The organism is Streptomyces sp. R41, from assembly GCF_041053055.1.
Taxonomy (GTDB): domain Bacteria; phylum Actinomycetota; class Actinomycetes; order Streptomycetales; family Streptomycetaceae; genus Streptomyces.
Genome location: NZ_CP163443.1, coordinates 9,740,495 through 9,760,253, shown reverse-complemented (window position 1 = coordinate 9,760,253; position 19,759 = coordinate 9,740,495). Strand labels below are relative to the sequence as shown.

The window sequence follows — 19,759 nt, the reverse complement described above, 5'->3', positions numbered from 1 at the left end:
GGAGGACCGGCTGCGGAATCCCACCGGAAGTCCGGCCGCGGATCTTCGAGCCGTTCTTTACCACGAAGCCCGCGGGCGAGGGGACCGGCCTCAGGCTTGACATCTCCTACCGGATCATCGTCGACGCCGGCGTAGGCAGAACCTTGTAGAGCCTCGACAGCTGTTTCGAGGCAGCAAGGACAGTGCCGTCGGGGCGGACGATGGCTGACTGTGCACGACCCTCCGTCAGCCATCGGTGCAGCTCGCTTCCCGGTCGGGCCGTGATGAGAACTGCTCCCCTATGCTCCGCTTCGGCTCGTTGTTCCGCAGACGGCTCGGTGGACGTGACGATCGCGAAGCGGCCCGCGGCCACGTCGTCGAAGCGGCGGTCGCCGTCGAGGACCGCGTTCGGGCACAGCCGGCCCGCGAGGGTACGGCGCAGGCGCGGCCGCACCACCAGGTCGCAGCGGCGCAGCGGGGGTGTCTCGCTGTCGGTAGCCAGGTCGATGAGGCCGGGTACGTGGCGCAGCCGAGGCGCCACCGCGCGGCGGATGATGTTGCCCAGCTCGCCGCCGGCCGTCATCGCGGCGCCGATGAGCTTCGCCAGCTTGATTATGGCGCGGGCGTGGTGCTTGCGTTCGATCTCGTAGGTGTCGAGCACGGTCTCGGGCAGGGTCGCACCGAGCACGCCGGCGAGCTTCCAGGCGAGGTTCATCGCATCGCGCACCCCGGCACACATGCCCTGGCCGATGAACGGTGGGGTGAGGTGGGCGGCGTCGCCGAGCAGGAACAGTCGCCGGTCGCGCCACCGGTCGGCCATCTGCGCGCGGAAGGTGTACTCCGCCGCGCGGACGATTTCCAGCTCCGTGACGGGGATGTTCCCGGTCCAGCGCGAGATCAGCGGATGCAGCCGGTCCAGGTCGGGGTAGTCGTCGGCGGTCTCCCCGGGTGTCAGCTGGAACTCCCAGCGGTAGCGGGTCTTTCCAATCCGCATGTACGTGCCGGCGCGGGCCGGGTCGCAGAGCTGGTGCGCGCCTTCCCACTGGCCGAGGTCGGCCTCGGTGAGCACGTCGATGACGAACCAGCGCTGCTCGAACTTCAGGTCTTGCATGCTGCCGCCGATCGAGGCCCGGGCCAGGCTGTTGGCGCCGTCACAGCCCAGCACGTACGCCGCGCGGATGGATTCCGCCGTGCCGGTCGTCCGGTCGGTGACGTCAACCACCACCCCGCTGCCGTCCTGGGTAAGTCCGGTGACTTCGATGCCGCCGCGCAGGGTGGCGGTGGGGTACCGCTTGAGATTCGTACGAAGGATGGACTCCAACTCCGGCTGGTCGAACGTGCTCCCCTGGGGGTAGCCGTGTCTGCCTGGCGCGGTGTCACGCTGGAACTCGGCCAACACCCGCATGTTTCTGTCGATGAGTCGCAGGCCCCGGTGCGGCCTGGAGATCGCGGCAAAATCGTCGCGGAGTCCGAGGCGCGCGAGGATGCGGTGGACCTCGTCGTCGAGAGTGGCAGCGCGGGGCAGCGGGTAGATCGTCTCCCACCGCTCGAGTACCAGGCATTCGACGCCGTACTGGGCAAGCAGCGTCGCAGCGGTGAGCCCGGTGGGGCCCGCGCCGACGATTACTACAGGAACCGTGTTCATCGTGTCGCTCCCATGTGGACAATGAGGTAGGCGAAGAAAAGGAGTCCGCAGAAGACAGTGGGGGCGAGTTTCCGCGGGCCGTCACCCTTACGTAGGTGTACGACGAGGGCTCCGGCGAGCAGGAGCAGTAGCCCGGCACCGGCGAGGGTGCCGATCAGCGGCTCGATCAGGCCGATGAGCAGTCCGACCGCCCCGGCGACCTCGAGCCCGCCGGTCCGGCGATACGCGGCGGTGGAGAACCCGACCTCCGCGCCAGCTCGCGCATCGGCTGCAGGGCCAGGACCTTGGCCGTGCCCAGGGCGAAGAAGATCAGCGCGAGCAGCACTGCGAGGATGGCCGCTTGTGGTTCTGAGCCTGGCCCTTGAAGAACATCGTCGCGCCGGTCGCGTCCGCGAGCCGCAGCACGTCCTTCGCGTCGGCAGCCTTGAAGGCCGAGCCGAGGAACCGGGAACGGGGGCCGCGGCGGATCAGGACGCAGGGCGAGCCCGGGTCCGTGCCGCGCAGGTACTGCTCGTCATGGGTACGCAGGGACACGGTGAAGCCGAACGCCCGGGCGAACATCTCCGCCCGCTCAAGATCGGGCTTCTCGAACTCCAGCCAGGCCAGGTCGTGCACCTTCACGATCGGGTTGCGCGCCCTGCCCGGGTGCTCGCCCGCCAACGCACCTTGCTCGCTGTGCAGATCGGTATGCGGGTCCTGCCGGTTCATGTTACAGGCTCCCTTCGGACGGGTGACGAAATCCTCACTTACGATTGAGGCGTCAGTCAATACCAGCTGACGATTCCATCATTCATGAAGGTTTCCGGGTGTCGCCGTGGGCAGCCCAGACCAACCTCGGAGAGGTGAGCAGGTATGGCCCAGCAGACCAGGCACGCCAGGGCGTCCAGGCTGGTCTGCCCAACAGCAGGCGGAACGGGGCTTCGTGGGCGTCCACGACCCCGACAATGGCCTGGGCGGCGCGGGCCGGATCGCCGGGCTGGCGGCCGTGGGTGGTGTCGTTGTCCTTGCGTCGGAGGCCGGCCGTGCCGTCGTAGTCCGCGATGGCGGCGCTCGACTGCTGGAGCGAGCGCCCCGCGAAGTCCGTCCGGAAGGCTCCGGGCTCGACCAGGACCACCCTGATCCCGAGCGGCGCCACCTCCTTGCGCAGGGCATCGGACAGACCCTCGAGGGCGAACTTGGTGGCCGAGTAGTAGCCGGAGCCGGGCAGGGCCAGCCGGCCGGCGATGGAAGAGACGTTCACGATCGCCCCGCTGCGACGCTCCCGCATGCCCGGCAGCACCGCCTTGATCAGGTCGACCGGGCCGAAGAAGTTGGTCGCGAACAGCTCCGCGGCATCCTCCTGCTCGCCCTCTTCGACGGCGGCGCGATAGCCGTGCCCCGCGTTGTTGACCAGCACGTCCACACCGCCGAACCGGTCCTCGGCCGCCCGGACGACCTCGGCGACCTGCGTACTGTCGGACACGTCGAGCGGGAGCGCGAGGGCGGTGTGCGGGTAGAGCGCCGGGAGATCCTGCACCGATGAGACGTTCCGTGCGGTGACGACGGCGTTCCAGCCCAGTTCGAGCACCGCGTGTGCGAGAGCGCGGCCGAGTCAGGTCGAGCATCCTGTGATCAGCCAAGTGGGCACGGTGAAGCGAGCTTTCTTCAGGTCGGGAGTGTGCGGAGCTGACCGCCAACGGGTGCCGAAGGTGTCGGGAGTGTGATGTCGGGGCTCAGGGTTGGACGAGGACCTTCAGGGCCTCGCGGTCGGCCATCGTGCGGTAGCCGTCCGGTACGCCGTCCAGGCCGACCGTGCGGTCGAAGACGCGGCCCGGCTCGATGCGGCCCTCCAGGACGTCGGGCAGCAGTTCCTCGATGTAGGCGCGGGCCGGGGCCACACCGCCGGTGAGGGTGACGTTCTTCATGAACTCGGGGAAACCCAGCGGGACTTCACCGTACTGCGGCGCGCCGACGCGGCTGATCGTGCCGCCCGCGCGCACCACGCCAAGCCCCGTCTCCAGAGCCGGCAGCGTCCCGACGCACTCCAGCACGGTGTGGGTACCGTCTCCCCCGGTCAACTCCCGTACGCGCTCGATGCCTTCTGCACCACGCTCGGCGACGATGTCGGTGGCGCCGAAGTCGCGGCCCAGGTCGGTGCGGTCCTTGTGCCGGCCCATCAGGATGATCCGCTCGGCGCCGAGCCGCTTGGCGGCCAGTACGGCGGAGAGCCCGACCGCTCCGTCACCGACGACCGTCACGGTCGTCCGCGGGTTGACCCCGGCCGTGACCGCGGAGTGGTGGCCCGTGCAGAACACGTCGGACAGGGTGAGGAGCGAGGGCAGCAGCGCCGAGTCCTCCGCGACGGGCAGCTTGACCAGCGTGCCCTGAGCCTGAGGAACGCGCACCGCCTCGCCCTGAGCGCCGTCGATGCCGTTCCGTGCCCACGAGCCGCCATGTCGGCAGGACGTGTGCAGTCCCTCGCGGCAGAAGTCGCAGGTGTTGTCGGCCCAGACGAACGGCGCCACGACCAGGTCGCCGCGCCTGAGTCCGGGCACATCCGCGCCCGTCTCCTCGACGACGCCGAGGAACTCGTGGCCCATCCGCTGGCCGTGTTCCGTGGCCGGCAGGGACCCGTAGGGCCACAGATCGCTGCCACAGACGCAGGAACGCAGGACGCGTACCACTGCATCGGTGGGCTGCTGGATCGTCGCGTCCGGGACGTTCTCGACGCGGACGTCTCCTGCGCCGTACATGAGTGTCGCTCGCATAGCGGTGAGTTTCCTTGTTGCTCGATACAGAATTGATGGGTGGTCAGTAAAGATTGAAGAGCCGTCAGTAACGGCTACCCTGCGGGTCGGGCAGCGCGTCCAGTTCGGCCAAGTCGGCCGCGCTCAGAGCGACGTCCGCCACCCCGGCGTTGTCCGCCAGGTACTTCGGGGTCTTGGTGCCGGGGATTGGGACGACGTACTCGCCGTGGGCCATCACCCAGGCGAGCGCCACCTGCGCCGGGGTGGCCCCGATACGCTCGGCGATGTCCCGCACCTTGCCGACGAGGGCGGAGTTGGCGCGCAGCGCGTCCTGCTGGAAGCGCGGCAGCGACCGCCGGAAGTCGTCCTCGGGCAGGCCGTCGAAGGAGGCGAACCGGCCGGTGAGGAAGCCCTTCCCGAGCGGCGAGTAGGGCAGGAAGGCGATGCCCTGCTCCTGGCAGTACGGCAGCACCTCGTCCATCCAGTCCCGCGTCCACAGCGACAGCTCCGACTGCACGGAGGTCACCGGGTGCACTGCCTGGGCCCGCTTGATGTGGTCCACCGTCGCCTCGGACAGGCCGATGTACCGGGCCTTGCCCGCGGCCACGGTCTCGGCGAGCGCGCCCCAGGACTCCTCGATGGGCACCTCGGGGTCGACGCGGTGGAGCTGGTAGAGGTCTACGTGGTCGGTGCCCAGGCGGCGCAGGCTCGCGTCGATCGACTTGCGGATGTGCTCGGGGCGGCCGTTGGGTACAGGGCGTGGGGATGCAGCGGCCTCGGCGTTGTCGCGAACGGTCACGCCGACCTTGGTGGCCAGGACCGCGCGCTCACGGTAGCCGTCGGCCAGGGCCCGGCCGACCAACTCCTCGTTGGTGTACGGGCCGTACACGTCGGCGGTGTCGATCAGGGTCATGCCGAGGTCGATCGCCTGTCGGATCACGGAGACGGATGTCTCCTCGTCCCGTGGGGTCGCCATGTCGTAGCCGTACGACATTCCCATGCAGCCCAGGCCGAGGACGCCGGTCTCCGGGCCGTTGGTGCCGAGCGTCGTCGTGCGCATGAACTCTGCCTGCTTCCTGTCAGCGGTTGTGGTGGTGTTCCTCATCAGTGGCGGTGCGGGCGCAAAGCGGGGCGGCTCGGCCACCCGGCGCACAAGGCCGTCAGGATGAGGATCCCGACACCGGCAACGCTCCCTCGCGCACGCGTCACGTGCCAGACCGAGCCGTGCCGGGGAACCGCGTTCAGGGGTATGACAGGGCCCCCCACGCGCCTACCCGCGGGTCACCTGCGTCCGCACACTCGAAGGCATGACACGTGAGCAGCCCACCAGCGGGGGTACCGAGCTGGGCAGCTTCCTGCGCGCCCGCCGGCTCGGGATCACCCCGGCCGAGGCCGGTCTCACGGTCGGCCCGGGACTGCGCCGCACGCCCGGGCTGCGCCGTGAGGAACTGGCCACCCTCGCCGGCATCAGCATCGACTACTACTCCCGCCTGGAACGCGGCAAGGAAACCCGGCCCAGCCCGTCCGTCGTCGACGCCCTGGCCCGTGCCCTGCGCCTGGAGGAGGACGAACGCGAGCACCTGCGCAGCCTGGCCCTCCTCGCCGCCCGCACCGCGCCGGAACCTCCGACGCCGCCCACCCGGACCGTACGGCCGGGCGTGAAGCTGCTGTTGGAGAGCCTGCGGCCGAACCCCGCGCATGTGGTCAGCCGTACCAACGACCTGCTCGCGGCCAACCCCGGCGGACTGAGACTGCTGGCCGGCATCGAGGAGTGGCCCCTCAAGCAGCGCAACATCGCCCGCTACGTCTTCCTGCACCCCGCGGCCCGCGGCCTCTTCCACGACTGGGCCACCCAGGTCCGCGGCTGCGTCGCCCGTCTGCGAGCGCTCGCCGGCACCGACCCCGACGCCCCCGACCTCGCCCGGCTGGCCGGTGAACTCCTGCTCAAAAGCCCGGAGTTCGCCCGCCTGTGGGAGCGCTACGACATCAGGGGCCACTCCCACGGCCGCAAGACCTTCCACCACCCCGAGGTCGGCGATCTCACCCTCGGCTATCAGTCCATGGAGCTGGAGGGCACGCCGGGCCACCGGCTCATCACGTACTACGCCGAGCCGGGCAGCCCCGACTACGACGCCCTCGTCCTCCTCGACATGCTCGGTTCGCAGCCGACGCCGCACGAACCGACCTCGTCCCAGGACGAAACCACCTCGTCCTCGACCTGACCCTTCGTCAGGACTGGGTGCGCCGTTGCTGTTCCGCCTTCGTGTCGGGATGTCCGGCGGGCTGAGGCGCGGTCATGTCGAGCAGGAGCATCGCGTCGTGGTCGGGGGTCCCTGGTTCGGCGGTGTAGACGCCCAGGCGTTGGCCGGGGGTGCCTTCGAGGTGCATGCTCTGGCCGCTGAGGGTGAGGACGCCGACCTGGGGATGGTGGAAGGTCTTCTGGACGTTCTTGCGCCCGATGACGTCGTAGCGCTCCCACAGCTTGGCGAAGTCGGGGCTTTTGAGCAGGAGTTCACCCACCAGGTTGGTGAGATCGGGGGCGTCCGGGGCGGTGCCGGCCACGGCGCGGAGCCGGGCGACACAGCCCCGGACCTGGTAGTCCCAGTCGGGGAAGAGAGTGCGCGCGGTGGGGTGGAGGAACAGGTAGCGGGCAAGGTTGCGCTGGGCAGCGGGCCAGTCGGCGAGGCCCGCGTACAGGGCCAGACCGCCGGGGTTCCAGGCGAGCAGGTCCATGCTGCGGCTGACGATGTAGGCCGGGCTCGGCCGCAGGGTCTCCAGGACCAGCTTCAGGTGCGGACGCACGGTTCGGCTGGGCGGCGGCGCGGGTTCGGGAGCGTACCTGGCGGCCCGGGCGGCCAGCTCGCGCAGGTGCTGGTGCTCGGCGTCGTCGAGGTGCAGGGCGCGGGCCAGGGCGTCGAGCACGGAGGGACTGGGACGGGTCTCCTTGCCGCGCTCCAGACGGACGTAGTAGTCGATGCTGATGCCGGCGAGCGTCGCCAGCTCCTCACGGCGCAGACCAGGGGTGCGACGCAGGCCTGCGCCCACGGTGAGACCGACCTGGTCGGGGCGGGTCTGGGTGCGACGCGCGCGCAGGAACCGGCCCAGTTCCATGTCGGCGCTGCTGCTCTGCTCGGATGCCATAGCGCCAGTGTCACACCGCGCTGACCTGCGCGGCAGGCGCGTGGGGGGTCCTGTCACACCCCTGAACGTCACTCCCTGGCAGATCCCGGCCTGCCACCGGGGCCGGAAAAGCGCGAGGCTCGATTTCTGACAGCACACCCGGCCTTCCCAGTGCAGGAGATCACCCCTTGTCCACGTCCGCCTCGCCCGCATCGCTACGAGTCGGCGCGGCCGGTCCGCCGCCGCAGATCAAGCCCGGCGCACGTCCGGCGCTGGCCGCCGTACTGCTGGGCTTCTTCACGATCATGGTCGACGCGATGATCGTGAACGTGGCCCTGCCCTCGATCGGACGCGGCTTCGGCAGCGGGATGACCGGGCTGCAGTGGGTGGTCGACGGCTACACCCTCGCCTTCGCCGCGTTCCTGTTGTCCGCGGGCGCGGTCAGTGACCGTATCGGGGCGCGCCAGGCGTTCGCCTGCGGTCTGGGCCTTTTCGTGGCGGCGTCCGCGGTCTGCGCGATGGCGCCGAACCTGGGCGTTCTGGTGGCGGCGCGGCTGGTGCAGGGAGCCGGGGCCGCGGTCGTCGTTCCGTCCTCCCTCTCCCTGCTGCGTGAGACCTTCCCCGACCCGGCGGCCCGAGCGAAGGCGATCGCCCTGTGGGGCGTGGGCGGCTCCGTCGGCGCCGCGGCCGGGCCCGTGGCCGGCGGGCTGCTCACCCTCATCGACTGGCGGATGATCTTCTTCGTCAACCTGCCCGTCGGCGCGGTGGCCCTGCTGCTCCTCAAGCATGCCCAGCGTTCCCCGCGCCAGGAGGTGCCCTTCGACTGGACCGGGCAGGTGGCCGCCGTCGCCGCCATGGGTGCGCTGACCTACGCGGTCATCGAGGCCGGTGCCGACGGGTTCGGCGCCGGGCGGGTCCTGGTCGCCTTCGCGGTGGCGATCGTGGCGGCCGTCGTCTACCTGGTCGCCCAGGCCCGTGGGCGGCATCCGATGACACCGCTGCCACTGCTGCGCTCCCGCACGATGTCGCTCTCGGTCGCCATCGGGTTCGCCCTGAACGTCGGCTTCTACGGCATGATCTTCCTGCTGGGCCTCTATCTCCAGCAGGTGCACGGGCTGAGCGCCCTCGCCACCGGCGTGGCCTTCCTGCCGATGACCGTGCTCACCTCCTTCATGGGCCCCGTCGCCGCCCGCCTGGCCTCCCGGCTCGGTGCGCGGATGCCGGTGATCACCGGGCAGTCCCTCATGGCCGCAGGCCTGCTGGCGATGGTGGCCCTGCCCGCCGGCGCGCCGGTATGGCTGACGGTGGTGCTGATGGTGCCCGTCGGCGCCGGCGGCGCGATGGCGGTGACGGCGCTGACGGCGCTGCTGCTGGAAAAGGTGCCTGCCGAACGTGTCGGCGTCGCCAGCGGCGTGCTGAACGCCGCCCGCCAGCTCGGCGGCGCTCTGGCCGTCGCCGTCTTCGGCGCGCTGGTCGCCGACCGGACCGGGTTCGTCTCCGGCCTGCACACCAGTCTCCTGATCGCCGCGGCAACCGTGGCGGTGAGCGTCGTGGCCACCGTGCTGCTGCGCACTCAAGTCCCTCATCAGATTCCGGCCCCCGCCGCCGACGCCAGCCCGCGCCCGCTCGAACGCTGACCGGTCACCTGCCCCACCCCGTCCCGCACAGAAAGAAAATCCCATGCAGAACGTCACCCTCAACAACGGCGTCGAGATGCCGATCCTCGGCTTCGGCGTCTTCCAGATCCCCGCGGAGGAGACCGAGCGGGCCGTCACGGACGCCCTCGCGGCCGGCTACCGGCTGCTGGACACGGCCGCCGCCTACGCCAACGAGGAGGCCGTCGGCCGCGCCATCAAGGCCAGCGGCATCCCGCGCGAGGAGCTGTTCGTCACCACCAAGCTGTGGGTCCAGGACGCGCCCGCCGAGGAGAACACCAAGCGTGCCTTCGAGACCTCGCTGAACAAGCTCGGCCTGGACCACCTCGACCTGTACCTGATGCACCAGCCCTACGGTGACGTGTACGGCCAGTGGCGCGCGATGGAGAACCTGCACCGCGCGGGCCGCATCAAGGCGATCGGCGTCGCCAACTTCTACCCCGACCGGCTCCTCGACCTCATCCTCAACAACGAGGTCACCCCCGCGGTCAACCAGATCGAGACCCACCCGTTCTTCCAGCGCACCGCCGACCAGGAACTCATGCGCGAGCACGGGGTCCAGATCCAGTCGTGGGGCGGGTTCGCCGAAGGCAAGAACAACCTCTTCACCAATCCGGTCCTGAGCGAGATCGGTGAGAAGCACGGCAAGTCCGTGGCCCAGGTCGTGCTCCGCTGGCTGACCCAGCGCGGCGTCGTCGCGATCCCCAAGTCGGTCCGCGCCGACCGCATGGCGGAGAACTTCGACATCTTCGACTTCGAGCTCACCGACGACCAGATGGCGTCCATCGCCACACTGGAAACCGGCGCCTCGCTGTTCTTCGACCACCACGACCCGGCCATGGTCAACTGGCTCAGCGCGCGGCGTCTGGACGGCTGACCCGGCTCTCTCGGGCGGGTGCCGCCAACCGTACGACCCCAGGCACCCGCCCGAGAGGGACCTTTCCTCGCCGTTCTCACGGCAGCACCCACCTCACGGACCAAGGCCTCACCATGTCCCGGAACCAGAACATCACCGACGTACTCATGGTCGGCGCGACCGGCAGCATCGGACAGCTCGCCGTGCGCGCCGCGCAGCGACACGGTCTGCGCCCGCGGGCACTCGTGCGCGACATGCGACGAGCCGAACAACTGCTCCCCGGCGTCGAACTGGTACAGGGCGACCTCGAGGATCCCGCCTCCCTGCGGCACGCGGTCAGCGGAGCCGACGCGATCGTCCTCACCCACGGATCCGGTGGCGATCCCAGCCCGGACGCCCGTGCGCACGTCGACTACGGCGGCGTACGCAACATCCTGGAAGCCCTCGACGGCGCCCAGCCGCGCGTGGCACTCATGACCTCCATCTACGCCACGCGCAGCGACATCCCCGGCGCCACCCCGTGGAAGCGGCGCTCCGAACGTCTCTTGCGAGCCAGCGGCCTGCCCTGCACGATCGTCCGGCCCGGCTGGTTCGACCACGCCGGCCCCACACAGCGGCGGCTCGTCCTGGAGCAGGGCGGTACGGCCGACGGCGGGATCGCCCGGGACCAGATCGCCGAGACGCTGGTCCGCAGCCTGCTGACGGACACCGCGCTGGGCAAGACGTTCGAGCTCATCGCCGCCGAGGGCGAGGAGCCGTCCGACTGGGACGGGCTCTTCGGCGTCCTGAAGAGCGATGAATCCGGCTCCGTGGACGGCGTGTTGGACCCGGCCGACCTGCCTGTCGAAGCCGAGCCGCAGGCAGTGCGCGCGGATCTCGACGCTGTCCGTTCCGTGAACGGAAGCACCGGATGACAGCGGGCGGATTCGGCACTGGGAAGGGCAAACCCGCCGCGCCGGGGCGACGCACGCTCCTTCGTGGCGTACTTCTGGGAGGAGCCACCGTCATGACCGGTGTCCAGATCACCGGCTGTTCCCGGTCGCGGTCGAGCGGGGCGGCGCCGGAGTCAAGTGAGCGCCCGGCTCCGGCCACTGGATCCGGGAAGCGGATCCTGCTGGCCTACTTCTCCCGGCCGGGTGAGAACTACTCCTACGGTGGGCGTACGAATCTCAAGACCGGGAACACCGAAGTCCTCGCCCGGATGATCAGCGGGCACATCGAGTGCGACGTGCACCGCATCCAAGCCGTCGACCCCTACTCCGACGACTACGACGCGACGGTCGCCCGCAATGTCCGCGAACAGGACGCCGATGCACGGCCGGCCATCGCCAACCCCCCGTCCTCGATCGACCGTTACGACGTGGTGCTACTGGCCAGCCCCATCTGGAACGTCCGAGCACCCATGATCATGTCGACCTTCGCCGAGAGGTACGAATTCCGCGGCAAGACGGTCCATCCGGTCACGACGTATGCCATGAGCGGACTGGGTACCACCGAGCGCGACTACGCGGCCTCCTGCCGGGGCGCGACCATCGGTGAAGGACTCGCGGTGCGCGGCGAGGAAGTCCGGAAAGCCGATGCCGAAGTCCGGTCGTGGCTGCGGCGCATCGGCGTTCTCCAGGACTGACCCCGCTTCTCGAACAGAACAGTCTGACAGCCCCGTGGCCTGTGCGACAGGTGGGAGAGGGGCCCTGTCACACCCTGGCTAGTCGTTACCTGGCACAACCCGCCCTGCCACACGGCCGGTTGGCGCACCAGGCTGGGGGCGGAATCCGAAATGCCGTGAGAGGCAACGGTGAACCTCCGTCGTGGGCTCACGCCGATCAGCAAGTCCCCCACCTTCCCTGTATCGAGAGAGTGAGCATGTCTACCGAAACTTCCGAGTCAGCCGCGTCTCCCCCGCCCTAACCTCCGTCCGCACCGTCGCGCCGTACCTTCATCGCGACGACGTCCGTCGCCGGCGGTGTGATCGCGGCGGGCGGTCTGGCCGCCGGTCAGTCGCTGTTCGGCGTCGAGGAGGCCGCTGCCGCCGAGGCGGCGCCCAGCAGCCGCGTCAGTCTGACCGTCAACGGCCGGCGGCACACCGTCACGGTCGACAACCGGACCTCGCTGCTGGACCTGCTGCGCGAGCACCTCGGCCTGACCGGCTCGAAGAAGGGCTGCAACGCCGGTGCCTGCGAGGCCTGCACGGTCCTGGTCGACGGACACCGGGTCAACTCCTGCCTCACCTTGGCGGTGCGCCTGGACGGCTCCGAGGTCACCACCGTCGAGGGCCTGGCCAACGGCGATCAACTGCATCCGCTGCAGCAGGCGTTCATCGACCAGGACGCGTTCCAGTGCGGCTACTGCACGCCGGGCCAGATCGTGTCGGGCGTCGGCTGTATCCAGGAGGGCCACACCGGCTCCGCTGACGAGATCCGGGAGTGGATGAGCGGCAACATCTGCCGCTGCGGGTGTTACGTGAAGATCGTGCGCGCGGTCGAGCAGGCCACGGGCCGGAAGTGAGTGGCCATGTATCCCTTCTCCCTCACCACAGCGTCCGACACCCGGGAAGCCCTCGACGCCTGCCGGCGCGCACGCCACCGGCCGACGGGTGCGCGACCTGCCCATCACCGCCGAGTCCCTGCTCTGAGCCGAGCCCCGGGCAGCGGTGCACACCACACCGCTGCCCAGGCTGTCCCTTCTGAAGATCCCGCCCATGCTGAACTTCGCGGACACGCTGCACACTTGGTGCCACACGGCCCGCCCTCGGGAGCAGGTGTCGGCTGAGCCAGGCCAAGGGGGACCGCCGTCGCAGCGGGGCGGCCGCGGCAGACCTCCTGGGCGCGGGCCTGGGGCGGTCACTCACGCCGTGGTCGCCGAACGCTCCGGTGACGGCCGGACGATGGTCTAGCGGGCGGGGCGTCGGCACATTCGCCACGGCGAAGCCCGGGACCGTCTTCCCGCTCTAGCGATTCGTCCCGGTGTCGCCCTCGTCATTCGAAGAGTCCCGCTGCTCCCTCTCGCCCGGAGCAGAGAGGTTCTCTTGCTCGTCCAGCAGCTCCAGGAGCGCGGCGTCTGCCTTCTGCCTCTCCTCTCTCGTCAGTTCATGCGGTGCGTTGCTGTAGACGGTGTACCGGTCGAGATCAATGATGTTGGCGGCCCTCAAGGTGAACGTCAGAAGGGTGCGCCATCCCTTGCGGTGGCCGACCCTCGCCTGGAGCTGGACCTTGTAATTACGGGGCTCCGGAACGAATCCGGAAAACGGTGCCTCGAACTCGATGAGGATTTGCTGCGCTTCTCTGCCGGCCACGGCGAATCCGGCCGGCAACTTCGGCTCGTCCTCCGGCCCGGGTTGGAGCCGGGACGGTGAAGACATCCACAGGAACGGCAGATGCGAGGCGGGCTCATCAGGGAAGCTCAGCCTGAGATCTTGCACGACTATCGGCTTGGCACCGGTGTTGTGAAGGACGAGCGGAAGCCTCAGGCGAGCCATGGAGCAGTGGGCAATCGCGGCAAAGGAATGAGGCTCCCAGGACTTCAGGTGCCCTTGCCTGGCGTTGATCCACCAGAAGGATGCGACGGTGAAGAGCAACGCGCAGACCGACACGACGCCGGCGCCAGGAATCGATGGAAACCCATCCTGAACTGCGGCGGCCATCAACGGAAGCACAAATTCAGTGTGCCAGCCCCGGAATGCGCACGCGAACAGAACTCGGTGACGCGGAGCCCTTGAGCGGCCCACCCACTCGGTGCGGAGCAGCTGGGTTCCTTCATCCTTCGGCGATGAGGTGCGCCAGCAAAGCGTCCAAGTCGATGCGCCCGGGCTCGACCCCCTTGGGCACCAGTGCCTCCGTTTCCTGCAGGAACTTCTTGATTTCCCGCGCCGGGGCTTTGAACAAGGCCGTGCCATCTGGCGGATTGAGAAGGATGTAAAAGTCGCTGACGTCCTGCTCCTCGGCGGGCCATACGCGTACATCCCCCTCGCCGGCGGGGCCCTCCAGACCATCGGCCAGAAGATCTCGCCCAATGATCCATTCCACCGTCTCGTCGCTGCCGACAACGCCGAATGCGGCGCGGACAGCATAGGGATCGCTGGGCTCGTACTGCAGCCTCATGGTCATGGACAAGGACATCTCTTGGGAGACGACCAGCTGTACAGATAGCCCCCGAATCAAAGTTTTCAACGACTTCATTGCTCTCACTCTTGGTGCTGAGTCATACGGGGAGGGCCATCGGAAGTTCTGTCGTCGGAACAAGCGAGGCCTGAACAGAGAAGCGGTACTACGACGACCAGTGCGGGATGTCACCAACATCAGTTGCCTGACGAAGGCGACCTTCGTGTCAACGACCGATGCCGTAGGCGTCGTCGCTGTACCGGCTTTCCTCGTCACGGTCCCCGCCATGACGCCAGCCGTGGCCCTGGTCGGCGCCCCAGCGGTCGTTGCGGTCGCCGCCCCATCGGTGGCCGTTGGTCCCGACGCTGACAGCCGGGCGCTGGGGGTGTTCGGGCGTCGCCTTCGCAGCCGACGCAGCACTCCCGGCACCAAGAACGGCTCCGCCGGCCACCGCCAGGGAGGCGATGGCGACAGACATGCGCTTCGCGAGGTTATTCACAGGTTTTTCCTTCGGCTCAGAGCGCGTGCCAGTGCAGCGGCGCTCGGGTCACTGATGCAATTCGCGGGGCAGGGTTCGAATGCAGCAGCGCGGGCCGCGCTGCTTCCTGCGCGTCGGTCGGCTCTGCACTGCGTCACCGGACGCGAGAGAGGTGCCGATGCGTTGATACCCCGAGGTTCCATACGTCGTACGGAACTCTTCTTCAGTGATACCATACGTTGTACGGAAAGTTGAAGGGCTCTTTCGCGAGGGAGAGACTCACCTGTCACTCGTGATGACGGCGACGCGGCACCGGAACCCGAGGGCGGCCGTTTCGAAATACCCGGCCCATCACGTGGTCACGGGCAGGTCGAGAACTTGGCCATGGCTTGCTCCTACAGCTTCCGGGTCCGCATCGATCGCCGGCGCCGGGGACGCGTCCTCCTGCTCGGCGACGCGACGCATCCGCCTGGTCACGCGCGGCATCGGTTGATGACAGGGCTGGGCCATGAGCCGATGGGCATCGACCGTCAGCCCGCCGTCAGTTCCGTCAGCGGCAACGTGTGCTGGACCGTCGGTGTTGCCCTTGCCCGCCTTCTTGGTGATCGAAGCGGCCACGGTTTCCTCCATCAGAGACTTTGTGCGTGAATGCGATGACATTGGCGATATCTGCGGATGGTCACGGGATCTACCTTTTCGCGACCCCGATGCGAGACAGATTGACTCACAGAGAGACTATGAGTCAACTTGCCTCAGAGAGGCCTACGTCACGCTGATTCAGTCCAAAGGTGCGCAGTGATCGGATCGGTGGCACCCGCACCGGACTGCGAGCCGATCGGTTCATGCCGACAGGTTCGACCGACTGTCACTGAGGCGGCGAACCCAGAGATGACAGGACCTCGCAGCTCTTCACGAGTGCGAGGGATTGCCACCTTGATCAGCCCCGGCCCAACGGCGGACATCCAGCCACGCCGGGGACTCAGCGACGCTAGGACCAGCCCCGCATTGCGGCATCCACGACGGCGTCCACAATGTCACGCCCCAGGCGGTTTCCGGCGAGAAAGCGCTCGAAGAACAGGGGCCCCGCGGTAGCCATGGCAAAGGTTTCGGGGGTGACGTCGGACCGGAGCTGGCCGCGCTCCACGGCCGCGGCAACAGCGGGACGCAGGGCATCGGCGATCTGGTTCATCAGCGACTCCCGGAGGCGGCGCATGCCTTCGTCATGCCGTGAGCCGCCGAGGACCGCGGCAAGGACGGCACCAGCCCGCTCGTCGTCCCACCGCTCCGCAAGCACGCCCAGACGGTGAACGAGCTCCGCTCGCGGATCGTTGCCCGAAGCGGCCCGAAGCTCCTCAGGCATCGGAGGCAGAGGCGGCATACCGGCTTCCAGTGCGGCCAGGCGGAGGTCGAGAAGGCCGGGCCAGTGCCGATAGACGGTGGCCCGGCCAACGCCGGCACGGGTGGCAACCGCTTGATGCGTCACGGCCTCCAGCCCGCCTTCCGTGAGCAACGCGGTGGCCGCCGAGACCATCGCGTCACGGCTGCGCAACAGACGCGGATCGATTCTGTCTTGCACCTCTCTGTTCCCTTCTGTGAGACAACGCGGCCTTCACCTTACTATGAAACATTCTGTCTCAGAGGCGGGAACTGGGCAGCCGCAGAGTAGCTACAGGACTACCCGGTGCTGCCCCGCCAAAGGTACCCGGACACTTCCCCCCTTTACTCCTCGTGCACGGCAGCAGGTGACTGCAGTCCGGTCTGCGCCTCTCTCCGACAGACCCGTTCGTTGGTCACATGTGAACGACAGGCGCGGCATTCTCGTCCCGCCGCGGCACGCCGCGGCGGTAGAGCAGGGCGGTCACGCCCAGGCCGATGACGAAGATGGCCGCCGACCACCAATAGGCGGAGGAGTAGCCCTCGAGGCCGGCCTGGGCCAGGACGCCAGGGTCCTCGGGGTTGCGGCCGGAGAGGTAGTCGGTGACGGCTTCGGAGGCCATCGTGCTGAGCAGGGCGACGCCGATGGACCCGCCGACCTGCTGGACGGTGTTGACGGCGGCGGACGCGGCTCCGGCGTCGGCCGCGGCCACGCCGGACGTGGCCAGGCTCATCGCGGGCGCGATGACCGCGCCCAGCCCGATGCCGACGAGCACCAGCTGTGGCACCACCTGCGTCACGTATCCGCTGTTCAGGTCCAGCGCGGTCATCCAGACCAGGCCGGCGGCCGCAATGGCCATGCCCAGCGGTACCACCGGCTTGGGGCCTATGCGCGGCACCAGGACGTTGGCGGCCACGGCGGAGGCGCACGACGATGCCACGATCATGGGCAGGAAGGCGAAGCCGGTCTTCAGGGCGCTGTAACCGAGGCTCTGCTGCAGGTAGTAGGTCAGGAACAGGAACACGCCGAACATGCCCGCGCCGCTGACGAAGAGGGCGGCGAAGGAGGCGCCGCGGCTACGGTCCAGCAGGACCCGCAGGGGCAGCAGCGGATATGCCGCCCTGCTTTGCCGCAAGACGAAGAGGGCCACCAGTACGGCACCGGCCGCCAGCGTGCCCCAGGTCGCCACCGAACCCCAGCCGTGCGTCTCGGCGTTCGAGAAACCGTAGACCAGGCAGAACAGGCCGGCGGAGACCAGCAGGGTGCCAGGGACGTCGAGCTTCGAGGACGTGTTGCGCGGGGTGCGGTGCAGCAGGGCCGCGCCACCGACGAACGCCACCACCGCGAAGACCACGTTGACGTACATGGTCCAGCGCCAGTCCAGGTACTCGGTCAGCACCCCGCCGAGGATCAAGCCGATGGCTCCACCCGCACCGGCGACCGAGCCCGCGACGGTGAAGGCCTTCGCCCGCTCGCGCGGATCGGTGAAGGTGGTCATCAGGAGCGACAGCGCGGACGGGGCCAGCAGAGCAGCGAACAGGCCCTGGATCCCACGCGCGGTGACGAGCATGCCGAAACTGTTCGCCGCGCCCCCCAGCGTGGAAGCGGCCGCGAAGCCGGTCAGACCCACCAGGAAGGTCACCTTCCGCCCGACCAGGTCTGCGACCCGGCCGCCGAGCAGCAGCAGGCTGCCAAAGGCCAGCGCATAGGCGGTGACCACCCACTGCCGGTCGCCGTCCGAGAAGCCCAGGTCGCGCTGGGCGGACGGCAGGGCGATGTTCACGATGGTGCCGTCGAGGACTCCCATCAGTTGGGCGAGGGAAATGACCATCAGAATCCACCAGCGGCGCTGGTGTGACGGGTCGACAGGCACATTCTCAGGTGCGGTCTCAGCGCCGCGAGCGGCGGCGATGGCGTTCTGTGTCATGGGGACAGCGCTCCAGGCAGCGGACGGGGTACGGCGGAAAGAGACAGGGACAAAAACGGGCGGAGAGATCAGATGCGGCTGTGGGACGGCGTGGCCGCCTCGGTGGAGTGGCCGCCTCGGTGAAGAGGATCGCGACGCCCTTGTGGAGGCCGAGGCGGGCCAGCGCGCCCAGGTTCTTGTGCCGGTACTCCTTCGGCGGACGGCCGCGCGGAACCGCGATCACGTTGTCGGCGAACACCGGGGTCGCGTACGGCGTGCTGCGCGTCGGGAGGGCATCACGCGCCCTCGGCCAGATCGGGAACCTGGGCGTTGTCGCCCGCGACCCACACGTGGTCGAGGCCCCTGACCTGGAGGGTGCAGGGTGTCGACGTGGCCACGCGCGCCGAGCGGCAGGCCGGAGTGGGCCAAGGCGGGGGTGGAGCGGACGCCAGCTGTCCAGCCGACCTCCGACGAGCAGACCCGAGCCCCCGCCCAGGGGGCCTTCCGGCCGGGCGAAGTCGGCGCGGGACGTTTCATACGCTGTACGGTATCACCTGTTCCGTACGTCGTATGGAATGTCGACAGGTGCAGGCAGGAGGGTGCCGATGAGCCCCTCCCGCCTGCCGCCCGGGCGCGGTCAGGAGTCGCTGATCCCCAGATCAGCGCCCGCCTGCCTACCGCCAGCGGGCATCACGGCGACGCACACGGTCTGAGCCCACCCGTGCCGACGGCCCATGTCTCACCGGTTGTTGCCGCCTCGGCCATCGTTGGACCGGTTGGAGTCATGGTCATACCGGGGTCCCGGACGCGGGAGCACAGCTCTGGCGTTCGCGAGTCGACCTCGGCACACCGGCCGAGGGCGACATTGGCAGGAAGTCCCGACAGCCGCACGGCCGTCGATCGACTCTGCTGCGCAATTCCTGATGTTCACGCTCCGGGCGGCGCTGTCCGGCGGCCAGGACGAGGGCGCGCAGGGTGCTGTGCGGCATCGGGTAGGCGGGCCGCGGCGGGCGGCCTTGGCCGCTGCAGGGCGAGCGCTCGGGTCGCGTCTCCCCCGGGTAGGCGGTCGAGCGCAGCACCCTTTCGACGTCACTACACCAGGTATTGACGCGCCCCTCTCTCGCTGTCATTGTTTCCGGCAGGTAGACATCTGATGTCTGACGTCTGATGTCTGACGTCTGATGTCATAGAACGTGAGGTGCTCACCATGTCGCTCTCAGACGACCTCGCGGAGCAGCTGCTCACCGCGATCATCGACGGCCGGTACCCGCCGGACTCCGCCCTCCCGCCGGAGGGCGAGCTCTCGGAGCAGGGCGGGATCAGCCGCCTGACCGTGCGCGAGGCGGTCAAGCAACTCCGCGCGCAGAACGTCGTCCGGGTGGTGCGCGGCCGGGGCACCTACGTCAACCCGCCGGACCGGTGGACGGCCCTGGAGCCCGTGGTGCGCGCGGCCTCGCGCACCTCCAGCGGTGCCCTGTCCGAGCGGCTGATCGAGGCGCGCCGCCTCATCGAGAACGGCGCCTGCGAGCTGGCCGCTTCCCGCCGTACCGAGGAGGACCTGGACGCGTTGCGGCAGCATCTGGACGTCATGCGCATGGCGGCCGAAGCCGGTGACACCGAGCAGTTCGTGCAGGCCGACATCGACTTCCACGACACAGTGATGCGGGCGACGGGCAACCTCTTCGTCCCGCTGCTGTTCGAGCCGTTCGGTCCGCTGCTCGTCGAGGGCCGGCGGGAGACCTCGGCCGTCCCAGAGATCCGCGACAACGCCATCGCGCACCACGTGGCAGTGCTGGCCGCACTGGAATCGGGAAGCCCCGAAGCGGCGCGTACCGCCATGGAGGCCCATATGAACCAGACCGCGGACGACTTGCGCGCCCACGTCATCAAGCGGGACGGCGACTGATGTTCCACCTTCCCCC

18 protein-coding genes and 4 pseudogenes are annotated in these 19,759 nt (G+C 69.0%); 8 read left to right on the top strand and 14 right to left on the bottom strand.

Annotation, left to right across the window (positions count from 1 at the left end; genetic code table 11):
- Positions 1–5: 5 nt before the first annotated feature.
- Positions 6–125: pseudogene (locus AB5J53_RS44290) on the top strand (ATP-binding protein); the annotation flags it as partial.
- On the opposite strand, the gene AB5J53_RS44285 reads toward AB5J53_RS44290, so the two are convergent.
- From AB5J53_RS44285 to AB5J53_RS44260, 6 genes and pseudogenes are all read right to left on the bottom strand, one after another.
- Positions 107–1,624, bottom strand: coding sequence for a bifunctional 3-(3-hydroxy-phenyl)propionate/3-hydroxycinnamic acid hydroxylase (locus AB5J53_RS44285; RefSeq protein WP_369251231.1), 1,518 nt, complete (start codon positions 1,622–1,624; stop codon positions 107–109). The pseudogene AB5J53_RS44290 and the gene AB5J53_RS44285 overlap by 19 nt on opposite strands.
- Positions 1,621–2,046: a DoxX family protein gene (locus AB5J53_RS44280; protein ID WP_369252851.1), complete on the bottom strand. Its 426-nt coding sequence runs from the start codon at positions 2,044–2,046 to the stop codon at positions 1,621–1,623. Before AB5J53_RS44280 ends, AB5J53_RS44285 begins: the two co-directional genes overlap by 4 nt.
- A pseudogene (locus AB5J53_RS44275) lies at positions 2,003–2,332 on the bottom strand (2,3-dihydroxybiphenyl 1,2-dioxygenase); the annotation flags it as partial. The pseudogene AB5J53_RS44275 and the gene AB5J53_RS44280, both read right to left, overlap by 44 nt.
- Before the next feature lie 82 nt (positions 2,333–2,414).
- Positions 2,415–3,203 (bottom strand): annotated as a pseudogene (locus AB5J53_RS44270) (oxidoreductase); the annotation flags it as partial.
- Between the two features lie 133 nt (positions 3,204–3,336).
- Positions 3,337–4,371, bottom strand: coding sequence for a zinc-dependent alcohol dehydrogenase family protein (locus AB5J53_RS44265; RefSeq protein ID WP_369251230.1), 1,035 nt, complete (start codon positions 4,369–4,371; stop codon positions 3,337–3,339).
- A 64-nt stretch (positions 4,372–4,435) separates the two neighbouring features.
- Entirely contained in the window at positions 4,436–5,410 is a 975-nt protein-coding gene (locus AB5J53_RS44260; protein ID WP_369251229.1) for an aldo/keto reductase, read from the bottom strand.
- Positions 5,411–5,657: 247 nt separating this feature from the next.
- Here AB5J53_RS44260 and AB5J53_RS44255 point away from each other — a divergent pair, with 247 nt between their 5' ends.
- Positions 5,658–6,572 carry a helix-turn-helix transcriptional regulator gene (locus AB5J53_RS44255; RefSeq protein WP_369251228.1) on the top strand — a complete coding sequence of 305 codons (915 nt, stop codon included), beginning with the start codon at positions 5,658–5,660 and terminating at the stop codon, positions 6,570–6,572.
- A gap of 7 nt (positions 6,573–6,579) precedes the next feature.
- Here AB5J53_RS44255 and AB5J53_RS44250 read toward each other — a convergent pair whose 3' ends face one another.
- A complete protein-coding gene (locus AB5J53_RS44250) occupies positions 6,580–7,491 on the bottom strand; it encodes a helix-turn-helix transcriptional regulator (protein WP_369251227.1) in 912 nt (303 codons plus the stop codon).
- Between the two features lie 167 nt (positions 7,492–7,658).
- Between AB5J53_RS44250 and AB5J53_RS44245 the strand changes: the two genes are divergently transcribed.
- The 5 genes from AB5J53_RS44245 (at position 7,659) to AB5J53_RS44225 (ending at position 12,486) form a co-directional block, all read left to right on the top strand.
- Positions 7,659–9,107: an MFS transporter gene (locus AB5J53_RS44245; RefSeq protein WP_369251226.1), complete on the top strand. Its 1,449-nt coding sequence runs from the start codon at positions 7,659–7,661 to the stop codon at positions 9,105–9,107.
- Positions 9,108–9,150: 43 nt separating this feature from the next.
- Entirely contained in the window at positions 9,151–10,002 is an 852-nt protein-coding gene (locus AB5J53_RS44240; RefSeq protein WP_369251225.1) for an aldo/keto reductase, read from the top strand.
- Positions 10,003–10,115: 113 nt separating this feature from the next.
- The gene (locus tag AB5J53_RS44235) at positions 10,116–10,895 is read left to right on the top strand and encodes an SDR family oxidoreductase (RefSeq protein WP_369251224.1); all 780 of its coding nucleotides are present in this window, start codon (positions 10,116–10,118) and stop codon (positions 10,893–10,895) included.
- A gap of 92 nt (positions 10,896–10,987) precedes the next feature.
- On the top strand, positions 10,988–11,608 hold the full coding sequence (locus AB5J53_RS44230; protein ID WP_369251223.1) for a flavodoxin: 621 nt from the start codon (positions 10,988–10,990) through the stop codon (positions 11,606–11,608).
- A gap of 338 nt (positions 11,609–11,946) precedes the next feature.
- Positions 11,947–12,486 carry a (2Fe-2S)-binding protein gene (locus tag AB5J53_RS44225; protein WP_369251222.1) on the top strand — a complete coding sequence of 180 codons (540 nt, stop codon included), beginning with the start codon at positions 11,947–11,949 and terminating at the stop codon, positions 12,484–12,486.
- Between the two features lie 442 nt (positions 12,487–12,928).
- On the opposite strand, the gene AB5J53_RS44220 is transcribed toward AB5J53_RS44225, so the two are convergent.
- The 7 genes and pseudogenes from AB5J53_RS44220 to AB5J53_RS44190 all read right to left on the bottom strand — a co-directional run.
- The gene (locus AB5J53_RS44220; RefSeq protein WP_369251221.1) at positions 12,929–13,621 is read right to left on the bottom strand and encodes a hypothetical protein; all 693 of its coding nucleotides are present in this window, start codon (positions 13,619–13,621) and stop codon (positions 12,929–12,931) included.
- Between the two features lie 112 nt (positions 13,622–13,733).
- A complete protein-coding gene (locus tag AB5J53_RS44215; RefSeq protein WP_369251220.1) occupies positions 13,734–14,084 on the bottom strand; it encodes an SsgA family sporulation/cell division regulator in 351 nt (116 codons plus the stop codon).
- A 220-nt stretch (positions 14,085–14,304) separates the two neighbouring features.
- A complete protein-coding gene (locus AB5J53_RS44210; RefSeq protein WP_369251219.1) occupies positions 14,305–14,556 on the bottom strand; it encodes a hypothetical protein in 252 nt (83 codons plus the stop codon).
- A 351-nt stretch (positions 14,557–14,907) separates the two neighbouring features.
- Complete coding sequence (locus AB5J53_RS44205) at positions 14,908–15,186, bottom strand: hypothetical protein (protein WP_369251218.1); 279 nt, start codon at positions 15,184–15,186, stop codon at positions 14,908–14,910.
- A 358-nt stretch (positions 15,187–15,544) separates the two neighbouring features.
- A complete protein-coding gene (locus AB5J53_RS44200; RefSeq protein WP_369251217.1) occupies positions 15,545–16,132 on the bottom strand; it encodes a TetR/AcrR family transcriptional regulator in 588 nt (195 codons plus the stop codon).
- Between the two features lie 214 nt (positions 16,133–16,346).
- Positions 16,347–17,858 carry an MFS transporter gene (locus AB5J53_RS44195; protein ID WP_369251216.1) on the bottom strand — a complete coding sequence of 504 codons (1,512 nt, stop codon included), beginning with the start codon at positions 17,856–17,858 and terminating at the stop codon, positions 16,347–16,349.
- A 124-nt stretch (positions 17,859–17,982) separates the two neighbouring features.
- A pseudogene (locus tag AB5J53_RS44190) lies at positions 17,983–18,317 on the bottom strand (NAD(P)/FAD-dependent oxidoreductase); the annotation flags it as partial.
- Positions 18,318–19,044: 727 nt separating this feature from the next.
- Between AB5J53_RS44190 and AB5J53_RS44185 the strand changes: the two are divergent.
- On the top strand, positions 19,045–19,743 hold the full coding sequence (locus AB5J53_RS44185; RefSeq protein ID WP_369251215.1) for a FadR/GntR family transcriptional regulator: 699 nt from the start codon (positions 19,045–19,047) through the stop codon (positions 19,741–19,743).
- The last annotated feature ends 16 nt before the right edge of the window (positions 19,744–19,759 follow it).